The sequence below is a fragment of the Paraburkholderia oxyphila NBRC 105797 genome (assembly GCF_000685075.1).
GTDB classification, from domain to species: domain Bacteria; phylum Pseudomonadota; class Gammaproteobacteria; order Burkholderiales; family Burkholderiaceae; genus Paraburkholderia; species Paraburkholderia oxyphila.
Window position 1 is genome coordinate 144,384 of sequence record NZ_BAYD01000013.1, and the last position, 24,741, is coordinate 169,124.

Sequence of the window (24,741 nt, forward strand, 5' to 3'; positions counted from 1 at the left end):
CAATGAGTTCTCAACCCAACGCTATTGAAACCGAAGTGCTGATCATCGGCGCCGGCCCCGCTGGCTCGTCCGCGGCCGCGCTGCTGGCGACGTACGGCATTTCGAACATCATGATCAACAAGTATGGTGGGGTATCCAATTCGCCACGGGCGCACATCACCAATCAGCGCGCGGTCGAAGTTCTGCGTGACCTCGGACTGGAGAAGTCGCTGCTTGAGAGCGCGACGCCCCAGCGCTTGATGGGCGAACACGTTTATGGCACCAGCCTCGCCGGACGTGAGTTGGGGCGCTTGCGTACGTGGTATACCCATCCGCATTTTCAGGCGGAGCATGACTTGGCCAGTCCGTGCTCGGTTTGCGATATGCCGCAGGACCGTATGGAGCCGATTCTGGTCAACGCGGCGGCTAGCCGTGGCTCGACGGTTCGGTTCAACACGGAGTTTGTTCGATTCGCACAAGACGCAGACGGCGTGACGACCCGCGTGCGCGACCGCGTGTCAGGTCACGAATACGACATTCGCAGCAAATATCTGATTGGCGCTGATGGCGGCAATTCGATGGTCGCAAAGCAACTCGAACTGCCGCTCGAAGGTCAAACGGGCCTCGGTGGTTCGATCAACATCGTGTTTGATGCCGACCTGACACAGTATTGTGCCCACCGACCCGGTGATATGTACTGGTTCATTCAGCCCGGCGTCGGCATGAATGGCTTTGGTATTGGCGTGCTGCGCATGGTTCGTCCGTGGACCCGATGGATGGCTGTCTGGGGCTACGACGTCAATGGCCCGAAGCCGGAACTGACGGAAGAAGAGGGCGTCCGTATAGCCCATCAAATCATCGGGGACAAAAGCATCGTGGTGAAGGTGGAGTCGATGTCGCTGTGGACCACGAACGACATCCATGCAACGAACAATATGAACGGCCGCGTCTTCTGCGCGGGCGATGCGGTACATCGCCATCCGCCAATGAATGGGCTCGGATCCAATACTTCGATTCAGGACAGCTACAACCTTTGCTGGAAACTGGCGATGGTGCTTCGTGGGCATGCTGCGCCGTCGCTGCTCGAAACGTACCGTGACGAGCGCGTCCCGGTTGGTAAGCAAATCGTCAAGCGAGCCAACAAGAGTATGCATTTGATGCCGCCGCTATTCGGGGCGCTCAAGCTGCCACAAAGCCCGGATGTGGATACGATGAACAAGGTATTGGACGATCTGGGTGCGCCGACCGAAGAAGCGGAGCAACGTCGCCGTGACTTCGACGCTGCGCTGCAGAATACGGTGATGTGTTTCAACACGCACGGTGTCGAACTGAACCAAAGCTACACGTCGGCGGCGATTGTCGACGATGGCACCCCGAAGCGGGACGCGCCGCGCGACGAGGAAATCTATTACTGGTCGACCACGCAGCCCGGTCGCCATCTCCCGCACGTTTGGCTGATCAAGGATCAGCATCGCGTTTCAACGTTCGATCTTTGCGGCAGGGGGGAGTTCACGCTGCTGACCGGTATTTGCGGTAATCGTGCGTGGCGTGAAGCGGCTGGCCGTGTGACTGAAGAGTTGGGTGTGCCGGTGCGTGTTCACACCATTGGGCGTGGTTGCGAGTACGAAGACAGCTACAACGACTATCGGACCATGTGCGAAGTCGAAGAAGACGGTGTCCTTCTGGTTCGCCCGGACCATATGGTTGCATGGCGGGCGAAGGATGCATCGGGCGATCCGTCTACGCAACTTCGCAATGTGTTTGCGCAGATTCTCGGCCGGCAGTAAGCGCGCCGGCGTTTGCTTGCTCCCGCGACAGATCGCGGGAGCTCACCCTGGTACCCGAACCACCCGTTTTCCCGATTGTCGAGGCTTGATCGTCCAGTGTGCTGTCTCGCTGTGGAAGCAGTGGTCGCTACGACCCATAGGAGCCATTGGACCCAACCTGACCCGTTTGGCCGCTTGCAAGATACAACGCTCGTTCGTTGAGTCGCGGTGAACGGAGTTCAGTTCGAAGCGAGGCGATCACTTGGTGATGGGGCCCTGGTGAGTTTTCGGTTTGTGATGAGCTTCAGGTGCTGCTCTGAAGCCCTTAGCCTCGGGCTTCGTCGAGAATCCATGTCGCAAATGCCTGCAGTGGTGCCGCACTCAATTCGATCGGCTCGGGAAGAACGAGGCAGAAGTTTTTCGCAACCCCTTTACCCTCCGGCCAGGGCGCAACCAAACGGCCTTGTTCAAGCTCTGTTCCGATGTAAAGACGCGGCACCAATGCCACACCCAAGCCGGCTAGCGCCGCCTCAATCAGCATGGAATGGAGATCATAACGAGCACCGACCGCAGAATTGGTCAGCACGATGCCGGACTCCTGGGCATAGAGCTGCCAGGCGTCCGGGTTTTGCCGCCTGTGAAGGCGTGGCAGTTCATCCAGCGACATGTTCGCACCGGCGTCTTCGAGTAGCGCCGGACTGCAGACGGGCACTAGCACCTCCTCGAGCAGGTGGTGCAGATGCATACCCGCCCACGCGGGATGCTCGAAATGAATGGCGGCGTCGAAGCCGCTACCTGCAAGAAGGAAGGGATCCATCTGCTCTGCGATATGCACGGTAAGGTTCGGGTGCTTAGCTTGAAAACGCTTTAACCGCGGGATGAGCCAACGCGTTGCGAAGGTCGGAATTGCGGCGATATCAATGCTCGCGCCCTCGTTGGGCTGCCCCATCAGATAAAGGCTGTCCCGTTCCAGCCGATCCAGACTCTCGCGAACCTGCATTGCGTATCGCGCGCCATTCGGTGCGAGCCGAATGCGATTTCCGACTCGCTCGAATAGCGCAACACCCAAAAATGCCTCCAACCGACCAATCTGACGACTGATGGCGCCCTCGGTGAGCGCCAATTCCTCGGCGGCGCGGGCGAAGCTTCCGTGTCGCGCCGCCGCCTCAAACGCGAGAAGCGCGGAATTGCTTGGGATTTTACGTCGCATTGGAGTCTTGTCGAGGTGTTGGACGGACGTCAGCTTGAGTAAATATCACTGAAGGATGACGTTATTTCGATTTTCACGCGGAAAGTGTCAGCTTAGCATTACTTTTCCGCAATGAACGTGGCACTTGCAGCGAGATGCGCATCCGTCACGAAGGACAAATCCGATGATCTATACCGTGGAATGTAGCTTCTCCGATCCCCGCAGCGAGGCCGAATGGAACGACTTCTATAGCCTCGAAAAGTTGCCCGCTCTTATCTCGGTGACCGGCTTTCACACTTCGCAGCGCTTCAAGGCGATAAGCGATGGTTGCCCTGTCTACCTGGCCGTCCACACGATCGACCGTCTCGACGTTCTGACCGGAGACGAATATCACCGCAAGGGCGGCGGTAATTTCGCAAGGTGGCAGCAACATATCACCGACTGGCATCGAAATCTCTACAGCGATATCGGCGTGGCGCCCGCGGTTAACGCCGACGAACTGCTCGCAATGTGCGCGAGCGGCCCCGATCCCCTGATTCAGATGGGCCTCGAACCGTTGGCCATGCAAGCTGTTGCGCTGGAGAGGTTTCCGGAACGCCGTTGGCTCGCAAAACTGCCTCGGAGTAACGCCCGGCTCATCGAGAACCTTGAAGGCGCTCATCTTTATTCGCCAATGACGGAACAACTGACGAGCGCCCACACCGTTTCGACCGAGCGGTAAATATAGGTCTGCGATGCCCAAAGTCACTTTCTATATTCATGCGGTGCAGATGCCGTCCGATGAACGTCTTGCCGCGCTTTCCGGCGACTGCGTCGAACTCTGTACGAATGTCCTTGAAGCGGACCTCAAAAACGTTCACGTCATCTACGTGGATGTTCGGCATGGACATGGACATCCCGTCTTCGTGGAAGTCCAATATCGCCTTGCGACGCTTCGCACGTGCGCCGTAATGAACCAGTTCATGGAAGCGCTGGAGAACGCCATCGCGTGCCGCACGGGTCTCACGGCGCGCATCCGTTGTTTTGGCTATGCGGCGTCGAACATCCACGCCCGAAACTAGCAGGTCTGGAGACGAATGGTGCCCACCCTTAACTTTCCACGTCAGCGCGTCGGCGATTTCACGATTACCGCGATCAGCGATGGCTATCTCACTGCGAGTCTCGACTTCCTTGCGAATATCGACACCGCAGAGGCCACCAGAATGGGTCTGCTGGTTTGGGGAGACGTGGTTCACTTTCCTCACATTCAAATTGAGCGGCCGGACGTATCGATCGCATTCGATCAAGACGCGTCGTTGGCCGCCTCCACACGATCCCGGCTTTTGGACCAGGTCAGTTCCGAGCGGCTTCTGATCGCCGGCATGCATTTGGGTGAAGCCGGTTTCGCGCGGATAAAGCGAACGAGGGGGAAATACGGTCTGCTTTACGAGACCGAAGCATGAGCCCCATCGGCCGCTGACTGTGAGTCGCTTGCCGTGGACGTATGCGGCCGGGGCTTTACGAAGCACTCGGGGCGGCGTCCGCCCGTTTGCCTTGTCCGACCCGTGTCTTACGACGGTTGCCGAGGCTGAAGCTGCCGCTCAAAGCGCAAACTGGCGAGATGGGCGAGTGACGCCTCTTGGCGTGCGCCGTGACAAGGCGGCGCTTTTCCGCGGACGCTCGCTGAATCGCCTTGCGACGGCATCAACCCTGGCCAGCGAACAGGCATCAAGGATCAATCCTTAACGGAAACAGCATTGCGCTTTCGAGGGGCACGCCTCGAAACCTGGGTCTTCCGCTCAAGAGCAAAGGCCTCTGCACGAGCGGCGCGTTCGGCCGCCCACGATGGATTGACCTGCGTTTCAACCTGGCTAAAGCTAAAGGGCAGGTCGGCTTCTTCGGGGTGCCAGTCTGCGTCGATGGTCGCGCCGGTCCGACGATGCGTCATCGTCACTGCGCTTTCAGCCTCCGGATCGAGCCCGCAGTGCCGCATTCCCCACAGGCGAAGGGTCAGCATCATCCCATCGAGCTCGCGCGTCTTGTCCGTGACGCAGTAGGCGTACCGCTTGGGGCGCTCTTGATAGAGCCGCCGCTCGACGAGTTCGTTGTCCTCCATGGTTTTGAGGCGCTGGGCAAGCAGGTTGGGCGACATCCCGGTCTGTGCCTGAATGCCGTCGAAGCGATCGTTGCCCATTCTCAGTTCGCGCAGAATCAAGATGGTCCAGCGATCCGCAATGACGGCAGCCGCGCGGGCAAGGGGACAAATCGTCTCGCCGGTATCCTGTTGTTTCATCTCGATCCCTCATCAAACCCCACATTTTGAACCTGTCCGCGCAGCGAACCAAGATCGCTGACGTTCATCGCTCCAATCTTGGGCCTTTACAAGCTATGTGACTTCAAATATTGTAGCAACACATCCAACGTACCGGAGGGATCCTCAAAATGGCCAATCAATCTGCGTCCGGGCTGACGTATGAGCCTGATTTGACGGGACTGCTGATCGTCGATCCCTATAACGACTTCCTCTCGTAGGGCGGCAAGCTCTACGAACTCTGCCGCAGCACCCTGGAGGCGAACAACGTCGTCGAGCATATGCGCCAGATCCTCGCTGCTGCTCGAGCGGCGGGTGTGCAAGTCTTCATCGCCCCTCATCATCGTTGGCGCGAAAGCGATCTGCACAATCACTGGAAGACCATTCCGCCCATCGGGGCCGCCGCCGACAAGGGGCGTGTCTTTGCTGACGGGACTTGGGGCGGATGTTTTCACCCTGATTTCGAACCGCGCCCCGGTGAGATCGTCGCGCAGGAACATTGGCTCTCGAGCGGGTTCGCCAACACGGATCTCGACTTGCAGCTCAAGAAGCATGGTCTGCGCAAAGTCATCGTGATTGGCATGCGCGCGAACACCTGCATTGAATCCACCGTTCGTTTTGCGGCCGAGCTGGGCTACGAAGTCACGCTCGTGAAAGATGCCATCGGCAGCTTCGGACAAGCCGAGATGGACGCCTCGCTACAGTTCAACATGCCGGCTTACGCATGCGCCATTGTCTCGACTGACGAAATCATCGGCAAGCTCTCAGTCTGAGGGGCTGGAGGTGCAGCACTGCGTCGAGGACGTCGCCGGGCGCAGCCAACGCTCACATCTGCGGTTACGCTGTCTCCCGTACTCATCGCGGAGTTCGACGTGCACCCCAATGCTCTCTCCCCGAATGACGGCATCGCGTTTGGCCCGTTCTTGCTGCTTCCGGCACGGCGCGAGCTATTGAAGGATGGCGAATCGGTCACGATAGGCAGTCGCGCGCTCGAAGTCCTGATCGCGCTTGTCGAGCGCCACGGTGAAACGGTGGAAAAGCGCGATCTGATTGGCAGGATCTGGCCGCGGACTGTCGTTGAAGAGTGCAATCTGAAAACCCACGTGGCGGCGCTGCGCAAAGCCCTGCAGGACGATGGGCACGAGCATCGCTACGTGGTGAACGTACCGGGCCGGGGCTATTGCTTCGTTGCTGCCATCGAGTACATCGGGCGCGCGCCCCCGCCCGCGCCGCTCACCAACGAACTCCAGCCGGCGTTACGCATCCCCTCCCGACTCAGGCGCCTCGTCGGGCGCGAAAGCGCGATCGAGACGATTGACTCGAAGCTTCTCGACGGGCGTATCGTGACGATCGTCGGACCCGGCGGAATCGGCAAGACGACCGTCGCGCTGGCCGTTGCACACAAACGCCGGGCCGAGGCGGGCGGGCTGGTCAGCTTTGTCGATCTCGCACCGCTAAGCGGAGCGGCGCTGGTGCCAAGCGCGCTCGCCACGGCGCTCGGCAGCGGCGTCCGGTCGGACAACCCGATTCCAAGCCTCGTTGCGTGGCTCGCCGGCAAGCGCATGCTGATCGTTCTCGACAGTTGCGAGCACCTGATCGACGCGGTTGCGTCGATGGCCGCCGAACTGCTCGAAGGCGTGCCCGATCTGCAGATCCTTGCCACGAGCCGCGAGCCGGTCAAGGTGACGGGCGAGGTCCTGCATCGTCTGCCCCCGTTGAGCACCCCCACGGTGTCGGACGCACTGACGGCGTCGAGCGCCATGGGCTACGCGTCGATCGAACTCTTCGTTGAGCGAACCTCCGAGCGTCTCGGCGCGTTCCAGCTTGGCGACCCGGTTGCGCCCATTGTCGCGGATATCTGCCGAAGGCTCGATGGCAATCCCCTCGCCATCGAGCTTGCCGCGGGACGTGTCGACGCGTTTGGTGTGGAAGGGGTGTCGTCTCTGCTGACTGACCGCTTTGCGCTGTTGACAGGGGGGCGGCGCGACGCGCCAGCGCGTCAGCAGACGTTGATGGTCACGCTCGACTGGAGTTACGACCTGCTCCCGGAAGTCGAGCGGATTGCCTTCCGGAGATTGGGCATCTTCGCAGGCTACTTCGATAGGGAGGCGGCCGCCCGGGTAGCCGCGTACGATGCCGTCACTGCCGCGGACATGCTCGGCATCGTGGCGAATCTCGTCGACAAGTCACTGGTCTCTGCCGATATCAACAGCGGCGTCACCCGCTACCGACTGCTTGATACGACCGTTGCGTACGCACGCAAACGCCTTCTCGATCTCGGCGAATTCGACGAGCTGGCGAAGCGGCACGCGAGCTGGTATCTGCAATTTCTGCAGCAGACGGATGAAGCCGATCAACAACCCCTGGACGGTATTCAACGCGGTGAGCGAGGCAATGTGGCAGACAATGTCCGCGCGGCGCTCGACTGGGCCTTTACCGGGGGAGGGGATCTGAATCTCGGTATCCAGCTCTCGATCGCGTCGGTTCCGCTGTGGCTGAGGCTCTCGCTGATGAACGAGTGCCGGATCCGCATTTACCGCGCGATCGAGGCCAGGGCCGCTGCGAATATCGACGATGAGTGGATCGACATGCAACTCCAGACTGCGCTCGGCGTTGCCTTGTATTCGATCGGGCCTGGTCCTGAAGCGAGGTCGGTATGGACCAGGGTCTTGCAGATCGCCGAGCGGCTCGACAACACGGACTATCGCCTGCGTGCGCTTTGGGGGCTTTGGGTTGACACGGTCACGGGCGATAACCACGCAACCGGGCTGACCCTTGCGAAGGAGTTTGCGCAGCTTGCCTCGAAGGTGGACGATTCGCTGGCATGGTTCGTTGGCGAACGGCTGGTGGGGACCTCGCTTTATTTCCTGGGCGAGCAGGGCGAAGCGCGGACGCACTTCGAGAGGATGCTGAGCCGGCCGCCCGCAGCGAGCCATCAATCGCAGATCCGTCGCTTTCAGTTCGATCAGATCGTGGCCGGCCGAGGCTTTTTTTCGCGGATTCTCTGGGTGCAGGGCTACCCCGATCAGGCGTTTCGCGAAGCCCAGGCCAGCGTCGATGAGGCATTGGCCCATCAGCATTCTTTGTCGCTGTGCTACGCGCTTGGACAGTCCGCATGCGCTGTCGCGCTGCTCGTCGGCGACTTCGAAGCCGCCCGGCGCAACGTCCAGTTGCTAATCGAGCACGCCGCGAGGCACGAATTGCGGCTATGGCAGAGCATGGGCCGTTGCTTCAGTGGCATTCTTCAAATCAAGGTTGGCCACAAGAACGCGGGAATCGAACTCCTTTCGCAAGCGATCAATGAGCTTCGCAATGCCGGGTTCGCGCTGTATCACACGGCTGCGCTCTGCGAGTTCAGTGCCGCGCTCGGCAGCATCGGTGAACTGCACGCGGCGCAGCGTGCAGTTGATGAGGCGCTCGAGCAATCGTCGCGAAACGATGAGCGGTGGTGTCTGCCCGAGTTGCTGCGCACCAAAGGCGAGCTATTGCTTGCCCAGTTTGGTACGAGCGCGGCGCCGGCCGCCGAAGATCTTTTTCAACGATCACTTCAACTCGCGCTGAGCCAGGGCGCGCGCGCCTGGCAGCTTCGCACGGCTTCTAGCCTCGCGAAGTTGCACCGCGAAGCGCCCGATCAGGCATCCCACGCGTTGCTCGCGCGCACGCTCGAATGGTTCACAGAAGGATTGAAAACGCCTGACCTCATAGAGGCCCGAGCGCTGATGGACAGATAGTCCACCCAGCGCCGATCCCGGCGTGCCTCGCCCGCTCCAGCGGCGCGATGGAGCGCCATTCACCACGATTCACCGCGATTCACTGACGCCCGCATCCGCCAGCGGCTAGCCTACGTCGTGCGATCCACAAGCGCATCCTCAGACCATGTGGCGTGTCGTGCGTCCGCAAGACGGTCGCGGCGCGCGTGCAAAGGGAGGTGGCCATGGCGTCGAGCGTCGAAGTCATTGTGCCCGACGGGGCCTTTTACGCCTATCTGGCAGAGCCCGTTTCGGTGCCGGCGCCCGCCGTGGTGGTCGTGCAGGAAGCGTTTGGCGTCAATGCCGACCTTCGCACGACCTGCGACGAGCTCGCATCGAAGGGGTTCATCGCCGTGAGTCCCGATCTGTACTGGCGTCAACAGCCGCTCGTCGAGCTGTCCGACAAGACCGATTGGCCGCAGGCGCTCGCGTTATACGCGGCGCTTGACCTCGACAAGGCCGTTTCCGACCTGCAAGCGACGGTCGAGCACGCGCGCGCGATGACCTGGTGCACCGGGCGCGTTGGCGTGGTCGGATTCTGCCTCGGCGGGTTGCTTGCCTATCTGGTCGCTGCGCGCTTTGGCGTCGATGCGGGCGTCGGCTATTACGGCGCAAGAACGGACGAATTCCTCGATGAGGCGCGGGCGGTGCGTGGGCCGCTGCTGATGCACTTCGGCGATCAGGACGAGTCCATCGGCCCCGCCGCGCACAAGGCGATCCGCGACCGCCTCACGCCGCTCGGTGTCGAGATTCGGACCTATGTTGGCTGCTCGCACGCGTTCGCGCGCCATGACGGTGCGCATTTCGACGCCGGGGCGGCCGCGCAGGCCAGCATGAGAACCGTTGAATTCCTCAACCAGCATCTTTTTGAGTGAGGGGCGCGCAAGCGCTCATCTTGGGAGAGCACGATGAAGCCAAGTATCGTTTTCGCGCACGGCATCTGGGCCGATGGGTCCTGTTTTCAGAAGCTGATCCCGACGCTGAAAGCGGAGGGGCACGACGTGATGGCGGCGCAATATGGCCTCGATACGCTGAAAGGCGATGTCGACGCGACCGTGCGCACGATCGCACGAGTCGAAGGCCCGGTGGTGCTGGTCGGCCACTCCTACGGCGGAACGGTCATCACCCACGCCGGCATGGACCCCAAGGTCGCTGCCCTGGTGTATATCGCCGCCCTGGGCCCGGATGAGACCGAGACGTCGCAGGGGCAGCAGGACAAATTCCCGAAGACCGAAGTCTTCAACCACATCGAGGTGGCCAACGGCCGCGTCTGGCTCAAGCATTCCGGGCCGGCCGCGTTCGCTCAGGATCTGTCGCCGGAAGAGCAGGAGATCGTCTATGCGACCCACTTCGCGCCGGCGCTCGACCTCTTCAACCAGAAGCACGAGGGGATCGCCTGGCGTACGAAGCCGAGTTGGTCGATCGTCGCCACGGAGGACCGAACCGTCCATCCGGACCTGGAGCGCTTCGCCGCCAGGCGCATGGGTGCCACGACCGTCGAACTCAAGGCCAGCCACGTGCCGATGCTCTCACAGCCGCAGGCTGTGCTCGACGTCATCCGCAAGGCCTGTGCCGCGGTCGCCGCCACGCAGGGATAGGCGCTCCGGGGCAGCGCTTCTGCCCGGCTCGCCGCCGCCTGGCGAGCGCGCCGAAGCGCTGCGTGTGACGTTCCGGCGACCGCGGCGGGACGCTGGGAAATGGGGTCGTGAAAGGAGATAGCGATGGAAAGCCGTATCGTCATCGAGGGCCGGGAGGGTGCCTTCGGCGCCTATATTGCGCGGCCGGCCGATCTACCCGCGCCGGCTGTCGTGGTGCTGCAGGAGGTGTTCGGGGTCAACGCCGATATCCGCAAGCATTGCGATGAGCTGGCCGGATTGGGCTTCATCGCGGTGGCGCCCGATCTGTACTGGCGACAAGAGCCCGGCGTCGACCTCGACGTCAGATCAGAACCTGACTGGCAGCATGGGCTGCGTCTCTATCAAGCCTTCGACCGGGACGCCGGCGTGAGGGACATCGAGGATACCGTCACGACCACGGCGGGGCTACCCGAGTGCACCGGGAAGGTCGCCGTGCTGGGCTATTGCCTGGGAGCCCTGATGGCATTTCTCGTCGCGGTCCGCTCTGAGGTTGATGCCGCCGTGGCCTACCACGGCGGCGACACCGAACGATACCTCGATGAGGTGGGCGGCCTTCATGCGCCACTGCTGATGCACCTGGGGGAGGAGGACGAATTCATCTCCAGGCCAGCTCAGGAGGCGATCAAGGCGGCGCTCGCTGGCAAACCGGATGTCGCGGTCTACAGCTACCCCGGCCAGCGCCACGCGTTCTCTCGCAACAATGGTGCCCACTACGATGCCGCCGCTGCCGCCCTGGCCAACGGTCGAACCCGCGACTTCCTGAACCGCGAGCTGCGGTGATCCTTGTCGATCCTGGCTGCTCGCGTTGTCGGAGAGCGGTGGGGTGGGTTGTCATGGATTGGCGCACGCTCAACAGGTGGCCGTTCAACCTCGGAAAGCCGCTATTGAACGGATCACACGCGATTGGCCGCAACGGGTCGACTACGGCGAACCGTGTCAGGCGGTAGTCGGCCAGTTGTTGCCGTTCGCAAAAGATATAAAGCCGCCATTCCAACGGCCGATTCACTCAGTGAACGGACAATTTTCCGGTGGACATGCTCGTCACCTCCCAGGTCCGGGAAGTCGCGCTGCGCGGTCCGCATACACAGCAGATGACGGTCCGCTTTGGCGAGCCTGTCGCGGGCTTTTGCTGTCGAATCCCGTTGGCGGCGACTGGATCGACAGTTGACCGGACACTCAGGCCGGCCACTCGGCAAGAGCAGTTTGGCAGTCAGGAATCCTCTGTCTAGAATACTTGGGCCCGACGCTGCGAACTTTCGCGCGATGTGAGTTGAAGGAGGGCGTGCCATGAAGGCAGCCATTACTGGCTTCGTTGCCCAACTTGCTTTGCTATTTGCGCTCGAAGACCTGTCAAGCGCCGGAATGGCACAAGTGGTCCGGACTGAGGTCATTGCGGTCCCGTCTGTCACGATGACGGATCAGGAATTCCTGACCGGTCGTGAGGACGGGCAACCGGTCACGATCGCAGGCGAACTTCGACTTCCCAAGGCGGCGGGGGGGCGAGTTCCGCTCGTGGTCCTGCTGCATGGTTCAGGCGGAATTGGCAGTTCGGTGACCGACTGGGAGCAGGATCTGCTTGCCATGGGCGTTGCCACCTTTGTCCTGGATAGCTTCTCGGGACGCGGCATCATCAACACAATCAACGATCAGGCTCAACTGCCTCGTCTGGCACAAGCCGAGGACGCCTTCCGCGCGCTCGCGATTCTTTCGAAACATCCCAGGATCGACCCGGCAAGGATCATGGTCATGGGATTTTCGCGAGGCGGGCAAAATGCACTGTATGCAAGCCTGAAGCGGTTCCACCGATTGCATGCCTCACCCGGGACTGAGTTCGCGGCCTATGTGGCGTTCTATCCAGACTGCACTTACACGTACCGTGAAGATGACGATCTTGTTGCAAAGCCTGTAAGAATTTTCCAGGGCGGCGCAGACAACTACGACCGGGTTGCCGCATGCCGTGCCTACGTAGAACGGCTAAAGGCAAAAGGTAACGATGCTCAGCTGACCGAGTATCCAGGGGCCAGTCATGCCTTCGACTCGGCGGCGCTCACGCAGCCGGTTCAGTTTCCGAAGGCGCAAACGACCAGAAATTGCAGGACCATCGAGCAGGAAAACGGACTGCTGGTCAACGCGCGGACAGGGGAGCCCTTTACCTACAACGACCCCTGTGTCGAGCACGGGGTGACGACGGCGTACGACGAACAGGCGGCAAGGGCGGCAAAGCAGGCTGTTCACGAGATAGTGGTGACAGTGTTAAAGCCCAGCGTTGCCGCCTCAGCGGCACACCCGTGATCATGGGGAGGGCGCCCCGGCGTTGGATGCGGCGATGGCTGCAGATAAAGGGATGACTGTTGTACGGCTCAAAGCGGTCGCACAGATAGCGCCGGGTTCTACGTCCGTAGTGGGTCGGCACCGGTTCTCGCCCCCAGCTCCATACCGTCATCGCACAGTGGAAGTCTCACCAGACTCGGTGACGGCCGAACCGTCCTGCGCTACCCTTTGCTCATTTCCAATCCTCTGGTACGATCTCGCCCTCGTAGGGGAGTCGCCAAGCTGGCCTAAGGCACCGGATTTTGATTCCGGCATTCGAAGGTTCGAATCCTTCTTCCCCTGCCATCACGCCCCCCAAGCATTATCGATCCAGGCATAAGTCTTTCTGGCTGCGATCATTCGCCAGGACGCTCTGCGTAGAGCCCACCAGCCCGTCAGCTGCCGGGAGGATTGCGAAAGCGCTGGGCCTCCGATCACGCTGCGTTGATCAGTCCAAGTTGTCGCAGCGCGGTCACGAACTGGTCTAGCCGCCGCCATCGAGCCTGTCAAAACAGAGTTACTGGCAGGCGCCATCGTCGACGTTCCTGTGAAGGAGCCCGGGGCCGACAAGTCGTCGGCGAGCGTCTCATGCAGCCTCGGGAGCGGACAGTAAGGCACGAGTTTCTGAGCGACTCAAGCGGGTCCAGACGACAACGATATGCGTGAGTCGAATCGATAGGCCTGCTCAGGCGAAGACAAAGTACTTGCGCACCGTCTCCACCACCTCCCAGGTCCCTTTCATGCCGGGTTCGATCACGAACACATCGCCTGCCTTCAGGTGCACCGACTCCTCGCCTTCCGGCGTGATAATGCAGTAGCCGTCGAGGAAGTGGCAGAACTCCCATTTCTCGTAGTTCACCTCGAACTTGCCCGGTGTGCAGATCCAGGTGCCCATGATCTTGCTGCCGTCCTTGGAGAGGTAAGCGTTGAGGTTCACTGTGTGCGGATCGCCGCCGATGCGCTTCCACTTGGTGGCATCAAGGACCGGAGTCGGGCAGGTTTCGCGCAATATGGTTATAAAATCGGACATGTCAGCTCCAAACGATCGAATAAGAGGTCCATCACCTTAGTCCAAAAGGGCTAATGGGGCTTGTATGCTTCCGACACCGACGCATATATTTCCGACAACGACTCCCCTGTATCTGCGCATCGTGCGCGAGATCGCCCGGTTTCTCGAGCGCTCGCCTGAGACAGCCACCGTCGAGGACCTACGGCGCTACCCGTTGCATCTGGTCGATCACGGCACATCACCCGTCTCACTGAACCGCACGATTACCGGCCTGAAGTTGTTCTTCACAGTCACGCTCGACCAGCCAGAGCTGATGGCGCAAAGGAATGTGCGGCCGGCTCACCGGACCAGAAGTTTCGGCTTACCATGGTTGGCACTGTACAGGCTCTGGTAACTTCGACGGGACCTGCACGGAGGCCTGTCGACTCCGCACCGCGGATCGCGCGGCGTGACGATCGAGCGCGAAACAAGGAGGGTCCACGATGCGCGCACGAAGTATGAGCCAGGGGCGGCGCGATTTTCTTCGCAGATCGGGTGCGCTGCCGTCCACGTTGCTGCTGTTGGCGCTCGGAAAAACCGACGAAGGCCGGGCCGACGCAGTTTCACCGACGCCCGCCTGCGACGATGGTCACGGACCGACGCCGCCGCAGACGGCAGGCCCGTTCTTCCTGCCGCGATCGCCGCAACGCACATCGCTGTTCGAACCGGGGATCAATGGAACGAAGATCGTCCTGACCGGGCAGGTGCTGTCGAAACGATGCAGGGCGGTGTCGGGGGCTTTGCTCGATTTCTGGCACGCTAATGACGCCGGGGAATACGACGTTGAGGGGTTCCGGCTGCGCGGTCACCAATTCGCTGACCGCGAAGGACGCTACCGCCTCGAGACCATCGTGCCGGGTCTGTATCCGGGACGCACACGACACTTCCACGTGACGGTGCAAGCGCCGAACGGGTCTACCCTCACGACCCAACTTTACTTTCCGGGCGAGCAGCGCAACGCTCGCGATTTCCTGTTTGATCGCCGGCTGCTGATGACGATCGACGACCACGGCGGGCGCAAGGCGGCCCGGTTCGATTTCGTGCTCGCGTTCGCGTAGCGCAAGTCACGGATTTCGATGGCGCCCGGGATCTCATTCCGGTCAGCCGAAGACGCCCGCGTTGAGATCTCTCGTGAAATGCTGTAGCCAATCGCTTTCGTCGCATAACGGGTATTCCTTCGTAACCTGCGTCGATAGCCTGGTTATGCAGACATAGCCCTGTAGACCGCAGTTCTCGTCACTCTTGGGGTCTGTCGTGTCGGTTTCCCGAAGACTGAAATCTCCTTCTGACAAACCGTTGCGCCGCAGGGTCGCGAGAAAATCTTTGTGTTCGTCTGGTTCGATCAGGCGCATGTTCGTCCCCCCGATGTGTTCAACGGAGATATCGTCAACCATTGCCAGTATGCTCCCGGCCGCCGCTTTCGGCTCGCGCCGGGCCGACTTGGTATCATCAAATGCGGCATCGTTGTATAGACTTGAGCCAGGTGGGGATGCTCCCCAGCGTTGTGAAGGAGCCAGGTCATGCTGACGCAGCGAACGAAGGACATCGTCAAGGCCACCGCGCCCGTTCTGGCCGAATATGGCTACCCCATCATCCAGCGCTTCTATCAGCGCCTGTTCGAGACCCATCCTGAATTGAAGAATGTGTTCAACATGGCACATCAGGAACAGGGCCAGCAACAGCAGGCGCTCTCGCGTGCCGTCTATGCGTACGCGGAAAATATCGAGGACCCCGCGAGCCTGACGGCAGTGCTGAAAAACATTGCCAACAAGCATGCGAGCCTCGGCGTGCTGCCGGAGCACTATCCGATCGTCGGCGAGCACCTGCTTGGCGCCATCAAGGACGTGCTCGGGACCGCGGCGACCGAGGATATTGTTTCTTCGTGGGCACAGGCCTACAGCAACCTCGCAGACATGCTGATCGGCATGGAAAGTGAGTTATACGAAGGCTCCGCGGAGAGGCTGGGCGGCTGGACCGGCTGGCGCACCTTCGTCGTTCGCGAGAAGCGGCCGGAAAGCAGCGTCATCACATCGTTCGTTTTTGAACCGGCCGATGGCGGACCCGTCGCCAACTTCGAACCCGGGCAATACACCAGTATCGCCGTGAACGTGCCGGCTCTGGGTTTGCAGCAGATTCGGCAGTACAGCCTCTCGGATATGCCAAATGGACGCAGCTACCGCATCTCGGTCAAACGCGAGAGCGGCGGTGCGCACACGCCAGGCTATGTCTCCTGCCTGTTGCACGATCACGTCAATGTCGGAGACGAGGTCAAGCTGGCCGCGCCATATGGCAGTTTCCATATCGATGTGGGCGCCAGTACACCCATCGTGCTGATCAGCGGAGGCGTGGGGCTAACGCCGATGATCAGCATGCTCAAGAAGGCCATACAGGATCCGCAGCGGCTGGTGGTATTTGTCCACGGTGCTCGCAACAGCGCGGTGCATGCCATGCGTGACCGGCTGCGTGAGGCAGCCGCGGTGCATGCCAATTTTCATCTGGTGGTGTTTTATGACGCGCCATTGCCCCAGGATACTCAGGGCCGTGACTACGATCACGCAGGCTTCGTCGACGTCAATCTGATCAAGAGTTCGATCCTGTTGCCGGACGCCGATTACTACATCTGCGGACCGATCCCCTTTATGCGCATGCAACATGACGCGCTAAAGGAGCTCAGCATCCATGACGCCCGCATTCACTACGAAGTGTTTGGTCCGGACCTGTTCGCCGAATAAGGACGGCGGAGCCTTGCAAGACAAGGGTTTCGGCCACGCGAAGTAAAAGTATCACCGGCGATGGCCGGTTCGTGGAGCGACTCGCGAGTTTCACCACTGTCGGCTGGCAATTGGAACACAAGCGGGTGGCCGTCCGGTGCCGCGCGCAATGGCTATGTCTCAACGCGGCCACTTTCAGCCATTCGCTTGAGCGCTCCTGCGGTCACTCAAACGTCAGGTCAAATCGCATAGCGGCCCCCCGCCGCTTGACGGCAGGTAGTTCGAGATGTTTTTTGTGCAAGTGCCGCGCCGCCGCGCCCGTGGCGTGATCAATACCAATCAGGGCCTGTCCACTAGATCGCGGCGAGCGTGAAGAAGTCGATCCACAGCGCGACGCGGCGGTGCATATTCTTCTCGTGCGTGGTTATGGCCTTCAATTGCTGCATTTCTGTCGTTCGCCCGATGCGCGCTCGCCTAATATGAATCATCACATCTCGGGCTCCGCGCGGACGACGTGAGGCTGTCCACCCTCGCACTGAGGAACGGCAATATGCCCGATACCGACTCTGCACCGCCCTGACAGCACACGAAGCTCCATACGCTTGGAGAGAGGAAATTAAATGAAACGCTCTGCTGCCGTGATGTGCTGTGTACTTTCTCTCGGAACGATAGATGCTGCCGGTCAACAGCGTCAGAACTGCACCGGTCCGCAGCTCGGAACCTGGAAGCTACAGTCCTTCACAACTGAAGACATGGCGACTGGCCAGAAGACCGAATTGTTCGGTGCACACCCAAGCGGCTATCTCAGCTATGGGCCCGACTGCCGGATGTATGCGATCCTGATTAAGGACGGGCGAAAGGCGCCTGACACTGTTGTTCCAACCGACGAGGAGCGAGTCGACCTCTACAACGGGCTTGTTGCATACGCGGGGACCTATAGCATTGAGGGCGACAAAGTTAGCCACCATGTTGATGCATCGTGGAATCAGTCGTGGACAGGGACCACACAAGTGCGCCAGTTTAGAATCGACGGGGATTTTTTATACATCAGGACGCTGCACGCGAAGAGCCCGATAACTGGCAAGGAAAGCTCATCCGAATTGGTCTGGATTAAGGTTAAGTAGACAACAAGTAACACTGCCGCGCAGGAAGAGCCATTAAGCGGCCTGCGCGAGGGTTAGCTGGCTCGTTTGCGAGTTTGCTTTTCGGAGGAGGTGCACTACGTAACGCACGAAGCTCCGGATGGTCCGAACTGCCAGTCCATTGTCAGATGGAGAACTGATTGTATTGCGACCGGGTTCAATACAACGCGGCTCGTAAAGGGATCAGTTTGGCGCGATCCCTTGGGCGGCCGGAGGTTGTCCGAACGCATTCATAAAAAACTGAACGAGATCGTCCCGAGCTTGTTCGCGCGCCGCCGGATCAGGGCGGACATGGACGATTCCCCCGTGCCGGCAGTTAGCTCTTGGATCGTTAAAGTCGCGCTCACCATCAAATACATCGAACTCGTGCGTCGCTCCTGGAAAAGCACGTATCGACAGATGAGTAGCATCAGAAGGTGACAGACTGCGCAAAAGATCCTCGCATGCGGCTTCTCCACCGTCGTAATCGTCCGACGTGCCTACAAAAATCCGAATCGGCGCATCAACGAGCTTTCTGAAATCGGCGCCCGGCACATGGTTGAAGCGCCAACAGATGGGGTACAAGGCGACCGCGGCCTTTAAATGGACGCCGTCACCAAGAAGCGCATCGCTATGCTGGTGGGTCATCATCAGCATCGTTTCGCCGCCGCCCATCGAGCTACCCATGATGCCGATCCGCGATGCGTCGATCTCGGGGCGCCCCGCCAGCAGGCGATAGGCGCCGGCGATGTCGGGCAAATTGGCGTCGACGTTCTGGGGACGGCTGGACGCCTCCCCAGCAAGGTCACGTCCACCCCACTGATCGATCTCGAGCGTTGCGATACCGGCGCGATTGAGCGCTGCGGCGTAGTAAACGCCGCGATAGCTGACGCCTGAGGTGCCATGCAGGATGATCACTGCCGGAAGTGGGCCTTTTACATTCAGCGGCACTTGAAATCGCGCGCCGATCATGATCGTGCGGCCGTTCCAAGCCACGGGGTAGGCGAGGTAGTTGACACGCAGATGCGGTGTTTCTTCCCAAGCCTTTGCGCTGCCTGTGAGCAGCATGGACAAAACGACAGCGATCAACCCAGCGAACGCTCCTTTCATTTGCCTTTCCCTCTCAACATCACGGATAGTCTCGATCCATGCTCCCTCTAGTCAAATCATAGGCTGCCCGAGTCGTTGAAATTGCATCTGCATATCGAGTGCGCCGAGGGTGTGGCTACCAATAATGTGCGCCAGACTCAATGTCCGGTTCACCATGGAAACGGCTGTTGTCCTTGCACTAGCGCGTAAGGCCGCAACGGGTCGTCTTTTGCCATTTGCATCGCGAGCACGCCCGAGACGATCATCGCGTTCAGGCGTCGGTTCTATCCAGGAAGCGGTCGTTCAATTTGCGACATCGAACGTTGCTTCGTTGGCCAATGCCGACGGTCGTCGATCGGAAGGTGTGGAGCTGCTGTTGGTTGCTCTGCTGATGTTCGCTAACCGGCAACATTAGACGGTAAGCGGCCATCTGAGGGTTCTCATTTTCAACGAGACCATGATGCTGACGTTGAAGTTCATGAGCGAGCCTCACCCGAGCAGCACGCCAACGAGCGTCGCTAAACCACGAGCAGACTCGTCGGGCGTGACCGACCTGACGACTTCAGGTATTCACGGACGCTTATCCCGACCTCAGGATGCGCTTTGCGAATCTCCATCAATTGGGATCATTTGCCCGGAAATGGAACGTCCGGCATCGGATGCCAGAAAGACAGCAAGCGCCGCGATCTCCGCCGGATCCACGAAATGTTTGATGGACTGATTGGCGAGCGCAGCCGACTCTTCCTGAGCGACGGAGCGGCCGCTGGCCGCGGCCCGGCCCGCCAGCACTTGCTGAATACGTGGCCCTTCCACGGCGCCCGGCAAGATTGCGTTGACGCGTATGCCAAATTCACCCAACTCACGCGACAAGGTCTTGGTGAATCCAATGAGGCCCCACTTGGTCGTTGCGTAGGGGCTGCGGTTCGGATAGCCGAAGCGGCCGGCCAGCGACGACATGATCAGAATGACGCCCGCGCGCGATTGCTTCAGGTGAGGGATGGCTTGTTGCGTGACCGTGAACGTACCAGTGAGATTCAAACGCAGTACGGCTTCCCAGGCATCCGGATCCATGTCCGCGACACTCGCCGTCGGTCCCGCAATGCCCGCGTTGTTGATCAGGACGTCCAAACCGCCCAGCGCGGACGCGGCGTCGGCGACCATGCGCGTAGCTGCCGCCCGATCTGCGATGTCGCACACCGATGTCGTCACGCCCGGCAATTGCGCCTGGATTTGCTCAAGCGCTGCTTCGTCGATGTCGCAGACGTGGACGCCAGCGCCTGCCGTTACGAAGGCTTCCGTGATCGCGCGCCCGATACCCCCGGCGCCAGCGGTCACCAGCACGCGCAGGCCTTTAGATGTGGTCATGTAACCCTCCTTTCTGACTCGATCATGCTCGCCGCTCAGTCGCACGCGGCACGTATGAATTCAGGCACACCAACGGCCTTCAAACGTCCATCGTCCTGCTTGACACACAAAGCGCGAGTCGCGTTACCCTCGCAGATCAGCGTATCGTTGCGCATGATCCGATGGCTCTGGATGAACACTTTGCCTCGCCATTCCTCAACACGGGTATGCACCTCCAGACTTTCGCCGTAGGTCGCCGAGGTGTGAAAGCGTGTATGAATCTCCAACAGCGGCGCGCCGATGCAATTGGGCAGCGCTTGCATCTCCCGCCATGGCGGCAGGCCGCACTGTATAAAATAATCGTGCGATGCGGCGTCCATCCAGCGCGAAAAATTCGGAAAAAAGACGATTCCCGCCGGGTCGCAATCGCCGAATTGCACGTCGATACGATAGACAGTCTCTCTACTCACGGATCTATGCTCCTGCTTTCAGTTCAGCCATTGTGCGCGTATTGCACGCGCGACACTGTCGATGCAGCGACATTTCACATCGGCGGCCAAACGCTCCACGCGGAGGGACGGCAATGACCAGGCAAAAGCGGATGGTCACGATGTCGCTTACGCTCGACGAACTGCTCGCTCAGTCGCCGTGGTTCGTCCGACTAGACGAACCCACGAAGTCGCGCGTGCGCACTGATGCGTCGGAGCGCGCCGTCGCAGCCGGTCAGGCTTTAGGGCACCACGGCGAACGACAACACGCCTGGTTCGGCATGCTCGAAGGCCTCATCAAGTGGTCGATCACCGCCCGCGATGGACAAACTGTGACTTTGGGGGGACAGTCGGTCGGCAGTTGGTTCGGAGAGGGCACGCTGATTCGCAACGCGCCGCGCGAATCAGATCTCATCGCCTTGCGTGACAGCCGTGTCGCGCAGATTCCCCGCGCGACCTTCGATTGGCTTCGGGAGCAGCAACCTTCGTTCAACGAATTCTTGCTGCTACAGGTCAACGAGCGTCTGCACTGGTTCATGGGCGCTGTCGCCGCGCACGGGTTGCTCGACACCGACAGTCTTGTCGCCAGAGCGCTGGTGGGTATGGTGCAACCGCTGTCCAATCCGAGCGGCGCAGGGCATTTGCCGCTGTCCCAGGAAGAACTCGCCAACCTCGCCACCGTGTCGCGTCAGACATGCAATAAGGCAATGACCCGCTTCAAGAACGCAGGCCTCGTGCGAACGCAGTACGGCGGCATCGTCGTGCTCGATTTGCCCGGGCTCCGCGCTTTGGCCGGATAGCGACGCATCGCTCTCATTGCAATTGAGGCGCCCGTGTACCTGGGCGCCTCGGTGTTTACGCTGTCCCGAACTGTCGCGCCATAGACAGTCGCGGCAGCGCTCGCCCGAAATAATGCGTGTCATCCAAGATCAGGAGACACGCAATGAATCGCGCCCATTCGCTGCCCCCCGCAGTCGCGCCTGTCGAGAGTCCATCAGGTCGCATCGTGGAAGACGCCGTCTTTCGAAAAATCAGTTGGCGCGTGATGCCGCTGATTCTGATCGCCTACATCTGTGCGTTCCTCGACCGCATCAACATTGGCTACGCGCAGTTGCAGATGAAGCAGGACCTCGCTTTCTCCGACGCGGTATATGGACTCGGAGCCGGTATTTTCTTCGTTACCTATCTGCTGTTCGAGGTGCCCAGTAATCTGCTGCTTGAAAAGATCGGCGCGCGACTCACCTTCCTGAGAATCATGGTGCTGTGGGGCCTCACGTCCACGGCCACCGCGTTTGTCACGGTGCCGTGGCAATTCTATGGAATCAGGCTGTTGCTCGGCTTATTCGAAGCGGGCTTCTTCCCCGGCATCATTCTTTATTTGACGTACTGGTATCCGAGCCAGCGGCGCGGCCGTGTGACGGGTCTGTTCCTGTTCGGCATGCCAATCACGGGCGTCCTCGGCGGCCCGCTGTCGGGAACGATCATGAGCCGCCTGGAGGGGCTTGGCGGCATGCACGGCTGGCAATGGCTGTTCCTCGTCGAAGGCCTGCCGACAGTCCTGCTGGGGATTCTGCTGTATTGCATGCTTCCGGACCAGCCGGCCCGCGCGGCGTGGCTGAACGAGGCAGAGAAGGCGCTGGTGCAGTCGGTCCTGGATGCCGACCACGGCGGCGAGACCCGGGCTGGACGTCATGGCCAGCCTCATGGTCGACTCAAGGCGGCGTTGGCAGACCCGAAGACCTATGTGCTGGCTTTCGTCTATTTTTGCTGCGCTTGCGCCGTCTACACGCTGACGTTCTGGTTGCCGACGATGATTAAAGGCCTGGGGGTCGCGTCGATCGACACGATCGGCTGGTACACGGCAGTGCCTTATATCTTCGGCGCGCTGGGTGTTCTGGTCATCAGCCGCAGTTCGGATCGTTTCAAGGAGCGCCGCTGGCATGTCGGGGGAACCCTGGTCCTCGGTTCGGTGGTCCTGGCCTTGACCTCCTGCCTTGGCACCACTGTTGTGCCGGTGATGGTCCTGCTGTGCGTGGCCTCGTTCTTCATCTTTGGCGGCGGCTCGCTCTTCTGGTCGATCCCCCCGACCTACCTTGGCCGGGATGCGGCCGCGGCCGGCATCGCAGTCATCAGCTCGCTGGGCATCCTCGGCGGCTTCGTCAGCCCGACGCTGATCGGTTGGATCAAGGGGACGACCGGCAGCATCCAGATGGGTCTGCTGGCCCTGACCGCGGTTGTCATCGGAGGCGGCCTCACGATCCTGCTGGGCCTGCCGAAGAGCGCAGTCCGGGTAGGCCCAGGCGATGGCGCGAACGCGCACTAGTCGGGCCGTCATCGTCAATCCTGTTGCTTCGATCCATTCAATCCATTCGATCCATTTCAACTCTGGAGTCAACCAGCATGAGCAAGCCCAAAGTCATTGTGACCGTTGCCCCGACCGGCGGCATGGCTACCAAGAAAATGAACCCGCACCTGCCGACCCAGCCGCAAGAGATCGCCGACGATACCTACCGCTGCTATAACGCGGGCGCCAGTGTCGTTGCAGTGCATGCACGGCGTCCCGACGACGAGGCCACCTGCGATCCGGCAATCTATAGTCACATCAACCGGCTGATTCGCGACAAATGCGACATCATCCTGAACAACTCCACCGGTGGCGGCATCAATGGCGACATGGTTCGCGAACTCGACAACGGCCTGTGGGAAATCCAGTGGGAAGAACGACTGAAGGGCATGCAGGGCGACGGCGTCGAGATGTGCACGCTCGATGCACAGACCGTGATTGCCAGTTTCGGCGGCAAGGAGATTCTGGTGGCGACGCCGCCCTCGCGAATCCGGCAGATAGCAGAGATGATGAAAGAACGAGGCATCAAGCCCGAATGGGAGGTGTTCGGCCTTGCCGACATCGTCCAGGATGTTCAGCGTGCCATCAATGAGGGACTCGACGACGCGCCGCACTTTATCAATATCGTGATCGGCGCCAATGCGTTCCAGGGCGCGTTGCCCTACACGCCGCGGTTGTTGCAGACGATGGTCGACCATCTGCCCCGCAACACCGTCTTCAACGTCAGCGCCATCGGCGCGGCACAGTTACCCGCTGCGATGAACTCGCTGTTACTGGGAGGGCACGTGCGCGTCGGGCTCGAGGACAACCTCTACTACAGACAGGGTCAGTTGGCTACCAATGTCCAACTGGTCGAGCGGCTGGTTCGCCTGGTACGCGAGATGGGCTATGAGCCGGCCACGCCTGCTGAAGCACGGGAGATCATTGGACTGCGGCCGTTGCGCAAAACCATCCACGCTGCCTGCCAGGAGGGTTAGGCAATGGCAACGCGAGCCGTCAACGTCGCCGTCGTCGGCACGGGTGTCATTGGCGCCGGTTGGGCGACACACTTCCTGGCTCATGGTTTCGCCGTCACGGCGACGGATCCGGGCCAAGGGGCCGAGTCGCGCCTGCGCAACTGGATCGACGATAGTTGGCCTGTAGTCGAGAGGCTCGGACTGGCAGATGGCGCCTCGAGGGACAAGTTGACATTCACGACCGATGTGGGCTTGGCGGTGCGCAACGCCGATTTCATTCAAGAAAGCGGCCCCGAGCGTCTGGATGTCAAACGCGCGTTGATCATGAGCATCGAATCGGCGGCCAGAGACCTGGGCATGTATCCCGAGACAGACGACTACATCGAATCTATTGCGAGTGGCGTCGATGCGGAACTTCAGTCATACGACTTTCCAGAAATGCTTCGCCAGCGCGATCAATTGCTGATTCAACTACTGGAGGCGAAGCGAAATCTTTCTCAGATCCCCAAGCCGGACGGTACCTGAAGATGAGCGGGATGGAGATTGGCATGAGCACATCAACCAACACCGGTCCGCAGCGCGTAACCGCTTGTTCGTGCCAAGGAATTTTCAACGTACTTCGCTCTGCCCGAAGACGGCCGATGATCAAGAAAAAACGCCACTGGCGCAAGCCAGTGGCGTCTTTCACTGCATCGACCCACCGCCGTCAGGAGCCACCGC

At 60.5% G+C, this 24,741-nt stretch carries 23 protein-coding genes, 1 tRNA gene and 2 pseudogenes; 19 read left to right on the forward strand and 7 right to left on the reverse strand.

The window, feature by feature from the left end; all coding sequences use genetic code 11:
- The first annotated feature begins 2 nt into the window (after positions 1-2).
- Complete coding sequence (locus BO1_RS12040; RefSeq protein ID WP_028217776.1) at positions 3-1,766, forward strand: FAD-dependent oxidoreductase; 1,764 nt, start codon at positions 3-5, stop codon at positions 1,764-1,766.
- Between the two features lie 304 nt (positions 1,767-2,070).
- Here the strand turns inward: BO1_RS12040 and BO1_RS12045 are convergent, their stop codons facing one another.
- On the reverse strand, positions 2,071-2,955 hold the full coding sequence (locus BO1_RS12045) for a LysR substrate-binding domain-containing protein (protein ID WP_028217777.1): 885 nt from the start codon (positions 2,953-2,955) through the stop codon (positions 2,071-2,073).
- A gap of 163 nt (positions 2,956-3,118) precedes the next feature.
- On the opposite strand from BO1_RS12045, the gene BO1_RS12050 reads away from it, so the two are divergent.
- From BO1_RS12050 to BO1_RS12060, 3 genes and pseudogenes are all read left to right on the forward strand, one after another.
- Positions 3,119-3,655: a hypothetical protein gene (locus tag BO1_RS12050; protein WP_028217778.1), complete on the forward strand. Its 537-nt coding sequence runs from the start codon at positions 3,119-3,121 to the stop codon at positions 3,653-3,655.
- Positions 3,656-3,668: 13 nt separating this feature from the next.
- The gene (locus BO1_RS12055; protein ID WP_028217779.1) at positions 3,669-3,995 is read left to right on the forward strand and encodes a hypothetical protein; all 327 of its coding nucleotides are present in this window, start codon (positions 3,669-3,671) and stop codon (positions 3,993-3,995) included.
- Between the two features lie 129 nt (positions 3,996-4,124).
- Positions 4,125-4,376, forward strand: a pseudogene (locus tag BO1_RS12060) (MBL fold metallo-hydrolase); the annotation flags it as partial.
- 272 nt (positions 4,377-4,648) lie between these two features.
- On the opposite strand, the gene BO1_RS50695 reads toward BO1_RS12060, so the two are convergent.
- The gene (locus BO1_RS50695; protein ID WP_052409433.1) at positions 4,649-5,206 is read right to left on the reverse strand and encodes a winged helix-turn-helix transcriptional regulator; all 558 of its coding nucleotides are present in this window, start codon (positions 5,204-5,206) and stop codon (positions 4,649-4,651) included.
- Positions 5,207-5,478: 272 nt separating this feature from the next.
- On the opposite strand from BO1_RS50695, the gene BO1_RS50700 reads away from it, so the two are divergent.
- The 7 genes from BO1_RS50700 (at position 5,479) to BO1_RS12100 (ending at position 13,226) form a co-directional block, all read left to right on the forward strand.
- Positions 5,479-5,997 carry a cysteine hydrolase family protein gene (locus BO1_RS50700; RefSeq protein WP_407669938.1) on the forward strand — a complete coding sequence of 173 codons (519 nt, stop codon included), beginning with the start codon at positions 5,479-5,481 and terminating at the stop codon, positions 5,995-5,997.
- A 99-nt stretch (positions 5,998-6,096) separates the two neighbouring features.
- Positions 6,097-8,955, forward strand: a complete 2,859-nt coding sequence (locus BO1_RS12075; protein ID WP_167338336.1) for an ATP-binding protein — start codon at positions 6,097-6,099, stop codon at positions 8,953-8,955.
- A gap of 203 nt (positions 8,956-9,158) precedes the next feature.
- Entirely contained in the window at positions 9,159-9,848 is a 690-nt protein-coding gene (locus BO1_RS12080; RefSeq protein ID WP_028217782.1) for a dienelactone hydrolase family protein, read from the forward strand.
- A gap of 33 nt (positions 9,849-9,881) precedes the next feature.
- Positions 9,882-10,571: an alpha/beta fold hydrolase gene (locus BO1_RS12085; protein ID WP_028217783.1), complete on the forward strand. Its 690-nt coding sequence runs from the start codon at positions 9,882-9,884 to the stop codon at positions 10,569-10,571.
- Positions 10,572-10,694: 123 nt separating this feature from the next.
- Positions 10,695-11,390 carry a dienelactone hydrolase family protein gene (locus tag BO1_RS12090; RefSeq protein ID WP_028217784.1) on the forward strand — a complete coding sequence of 232 codons (696 nt, stop codon included), beginning with the start codon at positions 10,695-10,697 and terminating at the stop codon, positions 11,388-11,390.
- Positions 11,391-11,897: 507 nt separating this feature from the next.
- A complete protein-coding gene (locus BO1_RS12095) occupies positions 11,898-12,902 on the forward strand; it encodes a dienelactone hydrolase family protein (protein ID WP_028217785.1) in 1,005 nt (334 codons plus the stop codon).
- Positions 12,903-13,148: 246 nt separating this feature from the next.
- Positions 13,149-13,226 (forward strand) — tRNA-Gln (locus BO1_RS12100).
- Positions 13,227-13,605: 379 nt separating this feature from the next.
- Here BO1_RS12100 and BO1_RS12105 read toward each other — a convergent pair.
- Positions 13,606-13,950, reverse strand: a complete 345-nt coding sequence (locus BO1_RS12105) for a cupin domain-containing protein (protein WP_028217786.1) — start codon at positions 13,948-13,950, stop codon at positions 13,606-13,608.
- 91 nt (positions 13,951-14,041) lie between these two features.
- Here BO1_RS12105 and BO1_RS61090 point away from each other — a divergent pair.
- Positions 14,042-14,251, forward strand: a pseudogene (locus BO1_RS61090) (phage integrase N-terminal SAM-like domain-containing protein); the annotation flags it as partial.
- A gap of 160 nt (positions 14,252-14,411) precedes the next feature.
- On the forward strand, positions 14,412-15,026 hold the full coding sequence (locus BO1_RS12115; RefSeq protein ID WP_028217787.1) for a dioxygenase family protein: 615 nt from the start codon (positions 14,412-14,414) through the stop codon (positions 15,024-15,026).
- Positions 15,027-15,068: 42 nt separating this feature from the next.
- On the opposite strand, the gene BO1_RS12120 is transcribed toward BO1_RS12115, so the two are convergent.
- Positions 15,069-15,320: a hypothetical protein gene (locus tag BO1_RS12120; RefSeq protein ID WP_028217788.1), complete on the reverse strand. Its 252-nt coding sequence runs from the start codon at positions 15,318-15,320 to the stop codon at positions 15,069-15,071.
- A 168-nt stretch (positions 15,321-15,488) separates the two neighbouring features.
- On the opposite strand from BO1_RS12120, the gene hmpA reads away from it, so the two are divergent.
- Together hmpA and BO1_RS50710 are read left to right on the forward strand one after the other, a co-directional pair.
- On the forward strand, positions 15,489-16,700 hold the full coding sequence (hmpA, locus tag BO1_RS12125; RefSeq protein WP_028217789.1) for an NO-inducible flavohemoprotein: 1,212 nt from the start codon (positions 15,489-15,491) through the stop codon (positions 16,698-16,700).
- Positions 16,701-17,299: 599 nt separating this feature from the next.
- Complete coding sequence (locus BO1_RS50710) at positions 17,300-17,803, forward strand: lipocalin-like domain-containing protein (protein WP_084687899.1); 504 nt, start codon at positions 17,300-17,302, stop codon at positions 17,801-17,803.
- 201 nt (positions 17,804-18,004) lie between these two features.
- Here BO1_RS50710 and BO1_RS50715 read toward each other — a convergent pair whose 3' ends face one another.
- The 3 genes from BO1_RS50715 to BO1_RS12155 form a co-directional block, all read right to left on the reverse strand.
- Positions 18,005-18,910 (reverse strand): dienelactone hydrolase family protein, encoded by a 906-nt coding sequence (locus BO1_RS50715; protein ID WP_052409435.1) that lies wholly within the window; start codon positions 18,908-18,910, stop codon positions 18,005-18,007.
- Positions 18,911-19,480: 570 nt separating this feature from the next.
- Positions 19,481-20,254 (reverse strand): SDR family oxidoreductase, encoded by a 774-nt coding sequence (locus BO1_RS12150; RefSeq protein ID WP_028217790.1) that lies wholly within the window; start codon positions 20,252-20,254, stop codon positions 19,481-19,483.
- 35 nt (positions 20,255-20,289) lie between these two features.
- Positions 20,290-20,703, reverse strand: a complete 414-nt coding sequence (locus BO1_RS12155; protein ID WP_028217791.1) for an acyl-CoA thioesterase — start codon at positions 20,701-20,703, stop codon at positions 20,290-20,292.
- Between the two features lie 113 nt (positions 20,704-20,816).
- Here BO1_RS12155 and BO1_RS12160 point away from each other — a divergent pair, with 113 nt between their 5' ends.
- The 4 genes from BO1_RS12160 to BO1_RS56325 all read left to right on the forward strand — a co-directional run bounded on the left by BO1_RS12160 (position 20,817) and on the right by BO1_RS56325 (position 24,546).
- The gene (locus tag BO1_RS12160) at positions 20,817-21,521 is read left to right on the forward strand and encodes a Crp/Fnr family transcriptional regulator (protein ID WP_028217792.1); all 705 of its coding nucleotides are present in this window, start codon (positions 20,817-20,819) and stop codon (positions 21,519-21,521) included.
- Between the two features lie 143 nt (positions 21,522-21,664).
- Positions 21,665-23,044 carry an MFS transporter gene (locus BO1_RS12165; protein ID WP_028217793.1) on the forward strand — a complete coding sequence of 460 codons (1,380 nt, stop codon included), beginning with the start codon at positions 21,665-21,667 and terminating at the stop codon, positions 23,042-23,044.
- Positions 23,045-23,121: 77 nt separating this feature from the next.
- The gene (locus tag BO1_RS12170) at positions 23,122-24,042 is read left to right on the forward strand and encodes a BKACE family enzyme (RefSeq protein ID WP_028217794.1); all 921 of its coding nucleotides are present in this window, start codon (positions 23,122-23,124) and stop codon (positions 24,040-24,042) included.
- 3 nt (positions 24,043-24,045) lie between these two features.
- The gene (locus tag BO1_RS56325; protein ID WP_052409436.1) at positions 24,046-24,546 is read left to right on the forward strand and encodes a 3-hydroxyacyl-CoA dehydrogenase NAD-binding domain-containing protein; all 501 of its coding nucleotides are present in this window, start codon (positions 24,046-24,048) and stop codon (positions 24,544-24,546) included.
- The last annotated feature ends 195 nt before the right edge of the window (positions 24,547-24,741 follow it).

Coding starts and splice junctions, on each gene's coding strand:
- BO1_RS12045 (WP_028217777.1), bottom strand. CDS start 2,955: ATGCGACGTAAAATCCCAAGCAATTCCGCGCTTCTCGCGTTTGAGGCG.
- BO1_RS12120 (WP_028217788.1), bottom strand. CDS start 15,320: ATGCGCCTGATCGAACCAGACGAACACAAAGATTTTCTCGCGACCCTG.
- BO1_RS12080 (WP_028217782.1), top strand. CDS start 9,159: ATGGCGTCGAGCGTCGAAGTCATTGTGCCCGACGGGGCCTTTTACGCC.
- BO1_RS12150 (WP_028217790.1), bottom strand. CDS start 20,254: ATGACCACATCTAAAGGCCTGCGCGTGCTGGTGACCGCTGGCGCCGGG.
- BO1_RS56325 (WP_052409436.1), top strand. CDS start 24,046: ATGGCAACGCGAGCCGTCAACGTCGCCGTCGTCGGCACGGGTGTCATT.
- BO1_RS12115 (WP_028217787.1), top strand. CDS start 14,412: ATGCGCGCACGAAGTATGAGCCAGGGGCGGCGCGATTTTCTTCGCAGA.
- BO1_RS12160 (WP_028217792.1), top strand. CDS start 20,817: ATGACCAGGCAAAAGCGGATGGTCACGATGTCGCTTACGCTCGACGAA.
- BO1_RS50710 (WP_084687899.1), top strand. CDS start 17,300: ATGAAACGCTCTGCTGCCGTGATGTGCTGTGTACTTTCTCTCGGAACG.
- BO1_RS12095 (WP_028217785.1), top strand. CDS start 11,898: ATGAAGGCAGCCATTACTGGCTTCGTTGCCCAACTTGCTTTGCTATTT.
- BO1_RS12085 (WP_028217783.1), top strand. CDS start 9,882: ATGAAGCCAAGTATCGTTTTCGCGCACGGCATCTGGGCCGATGGGTCC.
- BO1_RS12165 (WP_028217793.1), top strand. CDS start 21,665: ATGAATCGCGCCCATTCGCTGCCCCCCGCAGTCGCGCCTGTCGAGAGT.
- BO1_RS12105 (WP_028217786.1), bottom strand. CDS start 13,950: ATGTCCGATTTTATAACCATATTGCGCGAAACCTGCCCGACTCCGGTC.
- BO1_RS50695 (WP_052409433.1), bottom strand. CDS start 5,206: ATGAAACAACAGGATACCGGCGAGACGATTTGTCCCCTTGCCCGCGCG.
- BO1_RS12040 (WP_028217776.1), top strand. CDS start 3: ATGAGTTCTCAACCCAACGCTATTGAAACCGAAGTGCTGATCATCGGC.
- BO1_RS12090 (WP_028217784.1), top strand. CDS start 10,695: ATGGAAAGCCGTATCGTCATCGAGGGCCGGGAGGGTGCCTTCGGCGCC.
- BO1_RS12050 (WP_028217778.1), top strand. CDS start 3,119: ATGATCTATACCGTGGAATGTAGCTTCTCCGATCCCCGCAGCGAGGCC.
- BO1_RS12170 (WP_028217794.1), top strand. CDS start 23,122: ATGAGCAAGCCCAAAGTCATTGTGACCGTTGCCCCGACCGGCGGCATG.
- hmpA (WP_028217789.1), top strand. CDS start 15,489: ATGCTGACGCAGCGAACGAAGGACATCGTCAAGGCCACCGCGCCCGTT.
- BO1_RS12055 (WP_028217779.1), top strand. CDS start 3,669: ATGCCCAAAGTCACTTTCTATATTCATGCGGTGCAGATGCCGTCCGAT.
- BO1_RS50715 (WP_052409435.1), bottom strand. CDS start 18,910: ATGAAAGGAGCGTTCGCTGGGTTGATCGCTGTCGTTTTGTCCATGCTG.